11 protein-coding genes and 1 pseudogene are annotated in these 12,345 nt (G+C 40.4%); all 12 read right to left on the bottom strand.

Annotated elements, in window-relative coordinates; genetic code table 11:
- On the bottom strand, positions 1–1,220 hold a 1,220-nt coding region (locus tag Q0O89_RS06485), incomplete at its 3' end, for an L-serine ammonia-lyase (protein ID WP_293730901.1).
- A 51-nt stretch (positions 1,221–1,271) separates the two neighbouring features.
- Positions 1,272–2,543, bottom strand: a complete 1,272-nt coding sequence (locus Q0O89_RS06490) for an HAAAP family serine/threonine permease (protein ID WP_293730921.1) — start codon at positions 2,541–2,543, stop codon at positions 1,272–1,274.
- 419 nt (positions 2,544–2,962) lie between these two features.
- Positions 2,963–4,126, bottom strand: coding sequence for a radical SAM family heme chaperone HemW (gene hemW, locus Q0O89_RS06495; RefSeq protein ID WP_293730902.1), 1,164 nt, complete (start codon positions 4,124–4,126; stop codon positions 2,963–2,965).
- Positions 4,127–4,729: an RdgB/HAM1 family non-canonical purine NTP pyrophosphatase gene (gene rdgB / locus Q0O89_RS06500; RefSeq protein WP_293730903.1), complete on the bottom strand. Its 603-nt coding sequence runs from the start codon at positions 4,727–4,729 to the stop codon at positions 4,127–4,129.
- A 92-nt stretch (positions 4,730–4,821) separates the two neighbouring features.
- Entirely contained in the window at positions 4,822–5,178 is a 357-nt protein-coding gene (locus Q0O89_RS06505; protein WP_293730904.1) for a helix-hairpin-helix domain-containing protein, read from the bottom strand.
- Between the two features lie 184 nt (positions 5,179–5,362).
- Entirely contained in the window at positions 5,363–6,301 is a 939-nt protein-coding gene (gene ispH / locus Q0O89_RS06510; protein ID WP_135709283.1) for a 4-hydroxy-3-methylbut-2-enyl diphosphate reductase, read from the bottom strand.
- Positions 6,298–6,786, bottom strand: a complete 489-nt coding sequence (gene lspA, locus Q0O89_RS06515) for a signal peptidase II (protein ID WP_293730905.1) — start codon at positions 6,784–6,786, stop codon at positions 6,298–6,300. The genes ispH and lspA overlap by 4 nt, the downstream gene beginning before the upstream one ends.
- A gap of 92 nt (positions 6,787–6,878) precedes the next feature.
- Entirely contained in the window at positions 6,879–9,680 is a 2,802-nt protein-coding gene (gene ileS / locus Q0O89_RS06520) for an isoleucine--tRNA ligase (RefSeq protein ID WP_293730906.1), read from the bottom strand.
- 25 nt (positions 9,681–9,705) lie between these two features.
- Complete coding sequence (gene ribF / locus Q0O89_RS06525; RefSeq protein WP_293730908.1) at positions 9,706–10,641, bottom strand: bifunctional riboflavin kinase/FAD synthetase; 936 nt, start codon at positions 10,639–10,641, stop codon at positions 9,706–9,708.
- A gap of 90 nt (positions 10,642–10,731) precedes the next feature.
- Complete coding sequence (locus tag Q0O89_RS06530) at positions 10,732–11,025, bottom strand: EamA family transporter (protein WP_293730909.1); 294 nt, start codon at positions 11,023–11,025, stop codon at positions 10,732–10,734.
- A complete protein-coding gene (locus Q0O89_RS06535; RefSeq protein ID WP_293730910.1) occupies positions 10,931–11,605 on the bottom strand; it encodes a DMT family transporter in 675 nt (224 codons plus the stop codon). Before Q0O89_RS06535 ends, Q0O89_RS06530 begins: the two co-directional genes overlap by 95 nt.
- Before the next feature lie 19 nt (positions 11,606–11,624).
- Positions 11,625–12,326, bottom strand: a pseudogene (gene nfsA / locus Q0O89_RS06540) (oxygen-insensitive NADPH nitroreductase).
- Positions 12,327–12,345 lie beyond the last annotated feature (19 nt).

Here is a 12,345-nt window from a genome sequence, read left to right on the forward strand (position 1 = left end):
GCTTTTACCCCCGCAATCGCATTGCGTTCAATACAAGGAACTTGAACTTGCCCCCCCACGGGATCACAAGTCAAACCAAGGTTATGTTCCATCGCAATTTCTGCGGCAATACACACCTGAATTGGGCTTCCCCCCATAATTTCTGTTAAACCTGCTGCCGCCATTGAGCAAGCAACCCCAACTTCACCTTGACACCCTACTTCCGCCCCTGAAATAGACGCATTCATTTTGTACAAGGATCCAATCATGCCGCAGGTTAATAAATAGCGCTCAATAGTTTCCGCATTGAGTGGTGAAATAAATTTATCATAATAGGCTAAAACCGCAGGCACGATACCACAAGCCCCATTGGTTGGCGCAGTAACCACTCGCCCACCTGCTGCATTTTCTTCACTCACTGCAAGTGCAAATAAATTCACCCAATCAATAATTTTCATCGGATCATTAGATAAACTGGCATGCGACTGCAACATTCGATAGAGCCCCGGTGCGCGGCGAGCTACTTTTAATGGACCCGGTAACACCCCTTCTGTTTTCAAACCATGCTGAATACAATCACTCATGGTTTGCCAGATAGAAGCTAAATAGGCTTCTGTGGCTTCCTTCCCATGTAAGGTTTTTTCGTTTTCCCACATCACTGTTGAAAATGGCAAGGCATTTTCTTCACAATGACGCAAAATATCTTCAGCGGTTTTATAAGGGAATGGAATGTTCTCCTGGGCTGTTTCTGTTTGTGCAGATTGGGCTTTCAATTCTGCTTCTGTCACAATAAACCCACCACCAATAGAATAATAGGTTTGCTCATACACAAGATGTTCATCCTTCAGCGCACGAATTCGCATCCCATTTTCATGCAATGGCAAAAAGTTTTGGTTAAAAATCAGATCTTTTTCAAAATCAAATTTCACGCTCATCTCACCATGGTTTAACGGTAAAAGTGCGGTCTTTTTAACCTCATTAATAAAATGTGGAATATGTTGAATATCCACATCATGGGGTAAAGAACCGGCTAATCCCATAATAATGGCAATATCCGTACTGTGCCCACGCCCTGTCATCGATAAGGAACCATAAACATCCACTTGAATATGGTTAATTTGCGTTAATAAATCACGTTCTACTAAATCGTCCAAAAATTGTTTCCCTGCACGCATCGGGCCTACCGTATGCGAACTAGAAGGGCCAATCCCAATTTTGAACATATCAAATACACTAATCATACTATCCCCTAAAAAATCTAGACAAACATACCGTTTGCCTAGAATAGTTGGTTAGAACAAACCGTAAACTACGGCAGAAATCGCAATTAAGCCCATTATTGTAACAAAAATGTTACTTAATTTCCCTTGATAACGTTTCATTGCCGGAACTTTTGCAATGGCGTACATCGGCATAATGAATAAAATCATGGCAATAATTGGACCGCCTAAAGATTCAATTAAACCTAAAATACTTGGGTTAATAATTGCAACACCCCATAATGTCGCTAGGAAAAATGCCGCTGCACCATAATTTAATTTGCGAGCAGGAATCGCTTTCTTATCTTGACGAAGTTTTAAGAATAACCCTTCTAAACCTTCTTTGGCACCAAGATAATGCCCAAAGAATGAGCTAGTAATCGCTAAAAAGGCAACAAACGGACCAAAATAGGAAATATATGGATTATCAAATTTATTGGCTAAGAAAGATAAGATACTGATATTTTGTGTTTTAGCCGCCGCCAATTCCGCCGGTGAAAGCGTTAATACACAGCTAAATACAAAGAACATGACGAAGCAAAGTAAAACAGTTGCAGTACCTTTTAAGGTACGGCTGGCATGTTTTTCTGTTAATTCAAACTCTTTATATTCGCGTTGTTGTGACAAACTAAATGCGGAAATTTCAGGCGAATGATTGAATGAAAAGACTAAGACCGGAATCGTAATCCATAAAGTTTTTAAACATTCAGATAAAGTAGGATATTCTGAAATTGCCGCCATATTCCATTCCGGAATTAAATAAATAGATAAGGCAAATAAAATGAAAACTAATGGATAAACTAAATATTCTGTAATCTTCAACATCGCTTTTTCGCTTAATAACATTACACCAATTAACGAAGCAATTAAAATTAACGATAAAAGTGCGCGATTTGGTGATTCCATCCCCAATTGATTAACAATAAATGAATCCACTGTATTGGTAATGCCATTTCCGTAAATTAATAAAATAGGAAAAATCGCGAAAAAGTAAAGTAAGGTAATTAAAATTCCCGCTTTGCGTCCAAAATGTTCTTCCACAACTTCCGTAATATTACTACCCGGTTTACTTGATGATAATACAAAACGAGCAAGACCACGGTGGGCTAAATAGGTCATCGGCATAATAAGCACAGTCATAATCACCAACGGCCAGAAGCCCCCCATACCGGCATTAATCGGTAAAAAAAGTACACCGGCACCCACAGCCGTACCAAATAAATTAAATACCCACGTGATATCAAATTTATTCCATTTCATTTTATGATTTGCTGAATTATGTTCAGATGATGATTGAGAGATCATAGACATAATATTCTCCAAAGTTTTCAAAAAATAATAAATCAAACTGCAATAATCCATAGCAGTTTTCTCATTCAAGTTTATTTGAACTTATGGAAAATTTAGACGAACAACACCCCATTTCTCATAGAGAAATTTATTCGTAAAAAGGCTGACCAGCCATCTTTATGATCGTTCTAAAAATAGACAATTTATGAAACAATATTTTTCGTCTAGCTTACTGAAATTCTAAATAAATCATTATCGATATTTAAAATACCATAAGCTCTAAACTTTGTGCGGCATATTAGACTGATGGAACATTTATTTCAAATATAAAATCATTATTTTGTGACAAACATCAAAGTTTTTTGCTGATTTTTTTAGCAAATAAAAAAAGCAATAAAAGCAATCGTTTGCAACGTTCAAGAATTATTCAATAGCTATTCAGAAAGAAATCTTTCTAGCAATTCATTTAAAAATAATTTTCCTTGTTCGGTAATTTGCCAATGAGTTTCGGTTTCTATTAAATAACCTTTTTCCAACGCCCAAATAATCTCATTTTTAACCTCACTTTCCGCCAATCCCGTCAATGAGGTAAATTCTGCTTTAGGCACGGCTTCAAGCAAACGAAAACGATTCATAAAAAACTCAAAAGCGCGGTCAGTTTCAGGGACATTTTTTTCTTCATAACGATACTCACCACGCATATAGCCTTTAGGATGTTTCGTTTTTGAGAAACGAATAATTCGCCCATCGGTAAAACTCAATTTTCCGTGCGCGCCACAACCAATAGCGAGATAATCGCCAAAACGCCAATAATTTAAATTATGTTGGCATTGAAAATCGGGTTTAGCATAAGCGGAAGTTTCGTATTGCTGATAACCTGCAGACTGCAACAGTTGATGCCCTTGCTCAAAAATGTCCCATAAGGCATCGTCATCAGGCAACATTGGTGGACGATACGCAAACATCGTATTGGGTTCAATGGTCAACTGATACCAAGACAAATGAGGCGGATTTAAGGCAATAGCTTGACGTAAGTCATCCAAGGCTTGCTCAACCGTTTGCTCGGGCAAACCGTGCATTAAGTCAAGGTTAAAGCTTTTCAATCCTTGCCCTAATAAATCTTGAGCAAATCCCACCGCACTTTTTGCTTCTTGCGCATTATGAATACGCCCCAAAGCACGGAGTTTTTCATCGGAAAAACTTTGAATCCCCATAGAAATCCGTGTCACACCGGCATCCACATAGCCTTTAAAACGCCCCGCTTCCACCGTGCCCGGATTGGCTTCTAGGGTGATTTCAATCTTTTCTTCAAAAGGAAGCAAACATTGAACTCCCTCAAGCAGATCTCGAATGCCTTGAGCCGAAAACAAACTCGGTGTTCCGCCGCCAATAAAAATGCTCGTTAATTTTCGCCCTTGAATACTTTCCCCATAATGGCTCAAATCCTGTTGCAAATCTGCAAGCAAGTGCTGAATATAATCTTGTTCGGGAATTTCCCCTTTTTGCCCATGCGAATTAAAATCACAATAAGGGCATTTTTGTACGCACCAAGGAATATGCACGTACAAACTGAGCGGCGGTAAGGTTAAAGTCGTCAATTATTCACCTTTTAATTTGGCTTTAAGCACCGTTAAGGCACGAGCGCGATGAGAAATTTTTTTCTTTTCTAAGGTTTCCAATTCAGCAAAGGTACAACCTTTTTCCGGGCTATAAAAAAGGCTGTCATACCCAAAGCCGTTTTCGCCTTTTTCTTCAAATAAAATCGTACCAAAACACTCGCCTTCCGCAATAATGGGAGTTGGGTCCGTTTCGTGTTGCAACAACACAATACAGCTCACAAATTTAGCTTGACGTTTTTCGACCGAGACATCCGCTAATTCTTGTAATAATTTCTGACGATTTAAGGCGTCTGCATTATCACCTTCAACACCGGCATAACGCGCAGAATATAACCCGGGCGCGCCCCCTAAGGCTTCAACCGCTAAACCACTGTCATCTGCAATAGCCGGTAAGCCTGATACTTTTGCTGCATGGCGCGCTTTTAAAATTGCATTTTCCACAAAAGTTAACCCGGTTTCTTCAGGGCTTTCAATACCTAAATCTGTTTGTGCAACAACTTCAAAACCAAAGTCAGCTAATACATCCGCCATTTCCTTCACTTTGCCTTTATTGCCTGTAGCAAGCACAATTTTTTGTTTCATCCGTTCTTCCTTTTTTAAGCTCTTTTGAAAATGCCTGCCATTATAACAAAAAAGCGACATATTCCTATGCCGCTAATAAAGTTAAAGGTAGGTTAAAATGCAATACGATCTCGGTTTTTCTCAAGGGTGGCTTTGCCAATACCTTGCACTTCAAGTAACTGCTCTGCCGCGGTAAAATTACCGTGCTTTTCACGATATTGTACAATCGCTTCCGCTTTTTTCGCCCCAATACCAACCAAAGACTTTTGGATTTCAGCCACTGTTGCGGTATTGATATTAAGCTTATCGCCAATAGCCGCTACTTGGGGTTGAACTTGTGCTACAGATTCTTGCTGCACCACAGTCGTTGCAGGAGCTGCCGTTGCCGGGGTATTTTCAGCTAACGCATTTGTGCTCAATAATGTACCAATGACGAATGTGGTACTCAATAATTTTTTCAATGATGTCATAGTTTCTCCTTGATTATGATGTTGAATATGCATTCAACGCCTGTACTTTCAAGGATTTTGTGAAAACTGACAATAAATTCACCGCGCTTTTGGAATGAAGATCACAAAAATAGAAAAAGTGCGGTAAAAAACAGGGATAATTTAGGCATAAAAAATGAGCGAACAATTTGTTCGCCCAGACACCTTATTCATTTACGCGTAACTCTTTCGGTACTTCAAAGAACATATTTTCTTCAACGCCTTGCAGATTTTCCACTTCCGTTGCCCCCAGTTCTTTTAGGTGGGCAATCACAGACTGCACCAATATTTCCGGCGCAGACGCCCCCGCAGTTAAACCAATCGCATTTACATTTTCAAGCCAACTTGGATCGATATCTTCAGCACCATCAATTAAGCGCGCTTGAACACCCATTCGGGTTGCTAATTCCGCTAAACGGTTTGAGTTAGAGGAATTTTTCGAGCCCACCACCAAAACGAGATCCGTTTGTTTTGCCAATTCACGCACCGCTTGTTGACGGTTAGTGGTCGCATAACAAATATCGTTTTTACGCGGCCCTTGAATATTCGGATACTTCGCTTTCAACGCCGCAATCGCTTCTGCTGTATCATCAAGGGACAGCGTGGTTTGAGTCATAAAAGTCAAATCACTGTCATCTTTAATATTGAGTTTGGCAATATCTTCTACGCTTTCCACTAAGAAAATACCGCCATTTTCATTATCATACTGCCCCATTGTGCCTTGTACTTCAGGATGACCTTCATGACCAATGAGAATGGCTTTTGTCCCTTTACGGCTTGCTCGAGCCACTTGCATATGTACTTTTGTCACCAATGGGCAAGTGGCATCAAAAACTTTCAACTCGCGGCGTTTGGCTTCTTGGCGTACCGCTTGAGAAACACCATGCGCGGAAAAAATCACAATGGCACCGTCCGGTACTTCGTCTAATTCTTCCACGAAAATCGCGCCGCGTTCACGCAACCCATTGACCACAAAACGGTTATGCACCACTTCGTGACGCACATAAATCGGTGCCCCATGAATTTCAAGGGCAAGTTCTACAATGCTAATTGCACGATCCACACCGGCGCAAAATCCGCGCGGATTGGCTAAGATAATCTTCATTCTTTTTTCTTCTCTGGATTTTTGAACGCATCTAATGCTAATAAACCTGCGCCGATACAAATCGCAATATCCGCCACATTAAACGTAGGATAATGCCAGTTTTGCCAGTAGAAATCCAAGAAATCCACTACAAAACCGTTATAAGCGCGATCCACCATATTCGCTAAGGCACCGCCAATAATTAAAGCATAAGCGGAATTTTGTAACTTTTGGCTTGTGCTATTTTTCTTTAAGAAATAAACCAATACCGCAGAAATGACCATAGCCAGTACAATAAAGAAATATTTTTGCCAACCATCATGATTAGCTAAGAAGCTAAATGCCGCACCGGTATTACGTGCATAGGTTAAGTTAAAAATTGGCAGAATATTCACACTTTCATAAAGCTCAAAATGTTGTGTCACCACATATTTAGTGAGCAAATCTAGGATAAAAGCCACCGCACTTAACCAGAGGAAGGATAAACCTGATTTAGGTTTTGACATTTATTTCACCTAAAAATGTAGGGGCGAATAATATTCGCCCAAATGATTTCAAAAGATTAGGGCGAAAAATATTTCGCCCCTACGAGAGTGAATTACGCAAATCTACGTACTTCGCCATTGCCGTTGACGTTTTCTTCGCAACGAGAACAAAGTGAGTTTTCATCTTTGCTGTCTGAATAATGCCAGCAACGTGGGCATTTGTGGTTAGCCGAGCGAACTGCTTTAATGGCTAAACCTTTCACTTCACCTTCCGCTACATCAGCTTGTACCAATGGTTTCACTTCAGCTTTTGAAGTAATCACCACAAAACGTAATTCGTTTTCCAGTTTATTTAACAAACCGGCGAATGTTTCATCTGCAAAAATCGTTAATTCCGCTTCTAAACCACCACCGATAACTTTATCGTTACGTGCTTGTTCTAACACACGGTTAACTTCGTTACGCACGGTTAAGACTTGTTGCCAATAAGCATCATCTAATTCCGCATTCGCATCTAAGGCAAATAAGCCGTTATAGAATTCTTCTGTAAAGACGAATTCACTACGTTCACCCGGTAAATAGCCCCAAATTTCATCGGCTGTGAATGAAAGAATTGGTGCCATCCAACGAACTAACGCTTCTGCAATATGCCACAACGCAGTTTGACAACTACGGCGCGCGAGACTATCCGCTTTTGTGGTGTATTGACGGTCTTTAATAATATCCAGATAGAAAGAGCCCATTTCTACCGAGCAAAAACGCATTAAACGTTGTACCACGGTATGGAATTGATAGTTATCATAAGCCTCTTTGATTTCCGCTTGTGCTTGGAAGGCACAATCCACTGCCCAACGGTCAAGAGAAATCATTTCTTCAGGTTTAACTAAATCACGCTTTGGATCAAAACCGTTTAAGTTCGCCAACAAGAAACGCGCGGTATTACGAATACGGCGGTAACTATCTGCAGCGCGTTTTAAGATTTCATCAGACACGGTCATTTCGCCAGTATAGTCTGTTGACGCCACCCATAAACGCAGAATATCGCCACCGAATTTATCCATCACTTCTTGCGGCGTCACAATATTGCCGATAGATTTCGACATTTTACGACCTTGGCCATCAACGGTAAAACCGTGCGTCAATACTTGTTTGTAAGGTGCTTTGTTATCTGTTGCCGTTGAAAGCATTAAGGATGACATAAACCAACCACGGTGTTGGTCTGAACCTTCAAGGTACATATCCGCTTCTTTGCCGTTAAATTCAGGGCGAGAACCCACTACACTTGAATAAGTCGATCCGGAATCAAACCACACATCCAAAGTATCAGGTACTTTGCTATAGTTTGCCGCTTCATCACCTAATAAGTCTTTTGGATCAAGATCCCACCAAGCCTGAATGCCTTTTTGCTCAACCAACTTCGCGACTTCTTCGATTAATTCTACGGTACGTGGGTGAAGCTGTTCTGTTTCATTATGAATAAACAAGGCAACAGGTACGCCCCAAGTACGTTGACGAGAGATACACCAATCAGGGCGATTTTCCACCATTTTTTCAATACGTGCTTGCCCCCAATCAGGAATCCAACGCACATTTTTAATTTCGCTTAAGGCTTGTTGGCGCAAACCTTGGGTTTCCATACCGATAAACCATTGCGGAGTCGCACGGAAAATAATCGGGGTTTTATGACGCCAGCAATGCGGATAGCTGTGGCGGATTTTTTCTAATTTTAGCAATGCGCCGACTTCTTCCAATTTTTCTAGCACTTTTCCGTTGGCTTCAAATACACCTAAGCCTGCAAAAAATTCGGTTTGGCTAGTAAATTTACCGTCATTGCCCACTAAACACGCCATACCAATGTTGTATTTACGTGAAACCACATAGTCATCTTGACCGTGGTCAGGTGCCGTATGCACTAAACCTGTACCACCGTCTGTGGTTACATGGTCGCCTAAAATAAACGGCACCGTATAATGATAGAATGGATGATTGAATTGCAATAATTCAAGGCTCTCACCTTTCGCCGAACCCAATACTGTCCAGCTTTCAACGCCTACCGCTTTCGCTACGCTTTCCACTAATTCAGCGGCTAAAATCAAACGTTCATCGTTGAATTGAACAAGTTGATATTCTAATTCCGGATTGAGTGAAATGGCTTTATTTGAGGGCAATGTCCAAGGGGTTGTGGTCCAAATAACAGCTGAAAGTTTACCCGTGCCTTTTTCTGTTAAATTAAACAATTTTTCCACCGCACTTTCATCGGCAGCGGCAAAACGTACATAGATTGACGGCGAGGTCTTATCTTCATATTCTACTTCTGCTTCCGCCAAAGATGACGCACAATCTAAGCACCAATGAACAGGTTTTGAGCCTTTATATAAATGTCCGTTCGCAACGGCTTTACCAAAAGCACGAATAATATTTGCTTCCGTGTCAAAATTCATGGTTAAGTATGGATTATCCCAATCACCCAACACACCTAAGCGAATAAAGTCTTTTTTCTGACCTTCCACTTGCTCGCGCGCATATTTACGACATTCCTCACGAAACGCTGCCGCAGAGATTTTTTGGTTTGGTTTCCCTACAAGAGCTTCGACTTTCAATTCAATCGGCAAACCGTGACAATCCCAACCTGGAATATAGGGGCTGTCAAAACCAAGTGCGGTTTTAGATTTAATAATAATATCTTTTAAAATTTTATTTACGGCGTGACCAATATGGATACTTCCATTTGCATAAGGAGGGCCATCATGCAAAATGAAAGATTTTTTGCCTTTCGAGCTTTGGCGGATTTTTTGATACAGATTTTTATCGTACCAATTTTTTAACATCGTAGGTTCACGTTTCGCTAAATCCCCACGCATAGGAAAACCTGTTTCAGGTAGGTTTAATGTGTTTTTGTAATCAACTTCAGACATATTTTATACCGTTGTAAATAAAATTTTATTGAAAATACTTTCTTGCGACTTGCGCATCTTGTTGAATTTGTTTTTTTAAATCATCCACTGAAGAGAATTTCATTTCATTACGAATTTTCTTACAAAATTCCACTTCAATCGTCTGCCCATATAAATTCTGATTAAAATCAAAGAGATGAACTTCTAATAATTGCTTCACACCATTGACCGTAGGACGCTGCCCAATATTTGCTACGCCAGTAAAAATCTCACCGCATGTGCACCGCACTTTTACTGCATAAACCCCTTTTATCGGATTCACTTGGCGATGTAAGCGAATGTTGGCTGTCGGAAAACCAATAGTTCGTCCTAATTTTTGACCATGTACCACTTTTCCAAAAATGCGATAAGGACGACCGAGCAAATTTTGCGCTAAGACTAAATCATCATTCGCCAAAGCATGACGAATAGCGGTACTGCTAATACGTTGCTCATGTAATTGAAAAGTACGATTATCTTCTACCACAAAACCGAACTGCTCGCCAGCCTGTTGTAACAATGCGAAATTCCCCACTCGATTTGCGCCAAAACGAAAATCATCACCAATGCTTAAAAACTTCACATTGAATTTTTTCACTAACCAATCTTGAATAAACTCTTGGGCATCAAGTTCTGCAAAAGCGCGGTCAAATTTAACGCAAATAACAATATCAACCCCCAAATCACCTAATGCCTGTAATTTATCGCGCAGACGCATTAAACGCGCGGGGGCCTGATTGCCTTGAAAATATTCACGTGGTTGTGGCTCGAATACCATCACCACCATGGGCAAATTGAGACTATCTGCTTTTTGGCGTAAATGCTTTAATACCGCCTGATGTCCCAAATGAACACCATCAAAATTACCAATAGTTAATGCACAACCTTGAGCAAAACTCGGTTGTTTTGAACGGAAATTATGCATCCCACGAATTAATTGCATTACGCGCCTATCCTATCGGCTAGCAGAAAGTTAAAAATACGGGCTATTATACGCATAAATCCTACAAGATTAAAGACACTAACGGCAAGATTACACCCGCTTTCGTAAATGGCTATGTAATGTTGGCACAAGTACTGATGCGCTCGCGGCCCCGATGACAAGTACCATCCCTAAACCTGTGATAAAAGTTAAATGTTCACCTAAGAAAAATACCGCTAACATCACACCAAACACGGGCTCAAGCGTATTAATAATACTCACCGCTACAGGTCTTGTACTCAATAGTCCCTTATTCCATAAACGATAAGCCAGCCAAGTACAGCCTATGCCTAAATACAAAATTGCCCCCCATACCAAGCCAACTAAAATGTACTGTCCAATCATGAACGAGAAATACGGTAAACGGCAAGCACAGCAAAGCCCCTAATACAATAATGACACTAGTAAAATCCCTAGCATCGTATTCTTTGATGACATCGCGACCAATATAAATTGTAAAACCAAATGCCATGCTGCCTGCAAGTACTAATAAACATCCCCATAAACTCACATCGCCAGATTTTTCTCCACCTAAGACAACGAGAATAATACCAATAAATGCAATCAAACCGAGTATCCAGTCGAGCAATTTTGCTGTCTGCCTAAAGAAAAAATGCCCAATAAATGCCACCACTAAAGGTTCTGTACCTAGCATCGTGACTGCACTGGCGGCTGATGTGAAAGACAAACCAATAAATTGTAATAGTAAAACAATGGGGAAATTAATTAATGCCAATAACCATATCCGCCCCTTCAAATTGGGAGGAATACGGCGATAAGCAGGGACAAAAAATGGCAATGAAAACAGCATAGCAATCAATAATCTCAGCTGCACAGTTAATGCAGGATCAACCATCTGGTAACTGACTTTGCCAAAAATAAATGCACTCGCCCAAATAGCAACAGCAATAATGAGATAGATCATATAAGTGCGGTGAAAAAAATTAACGTTTTAGCAAACCTTGCTTGTTGAAAAAAGGCAAAATCTGTGGGCGTACCGGTTATTGCATCTTGCCAAATACGCGTTTCACCAGTACGTGCTTGATAATATGCGCTTAACTCGGCGTTATAATTCTCTAATGCCTGTTTATCTAAAGCTTGATAACTATTTTCATAACAAAACAATTCTGTGGGTAAACGTGGTTTAAGATCGGGGTCTTGAGCTGGATACCCTAAACACATACCAACGAGTGGTACGCAATACTTTGGTAAAGACAAAATTTCTGCCCCGCTTCAATATTATTACGTAACGCACCAATATATACGCCACCAAGTCCAAGACTTTCTGCCGCAAGCAGGACATTTTGTGCTGCAATTCCGGTATCAACAGCACCAATCAAACTCACTTCAGCCCAATCTAATTGCGCATTGGGCTCAAGTTGATAATGTTTATTAAAGTCCGCACAAAACACAATAAACTCGGGGCAACTTTCCACATAAGACATCCCCGATAATTCACGGATTTGCTTACGTAAATTTTTATCTGTCACACGAATAATGCTCACACATTGCAAATGATTTGATGTCGAGGCATGAATGGCAGCCTGCATCAATGTTTGAAACACATCTTCCGCAATAGGTTGTTCTGTAAAATGACGGATAGAACGGTGAGATAAAATGGTTGCTAATGTTGTATTATTTTGCATATTTTCTCCAAAGTGCGGT

It is taken from the genome of uncultured Actinobacillus sp., from assembly GCF_945915845.1.
Classification (GTDB): domain Bacteria; phylum Pseudomonadota; class Gammaproteobacteria; order Enterobacterales; family Pasteurellaceae; genus Exercitatus.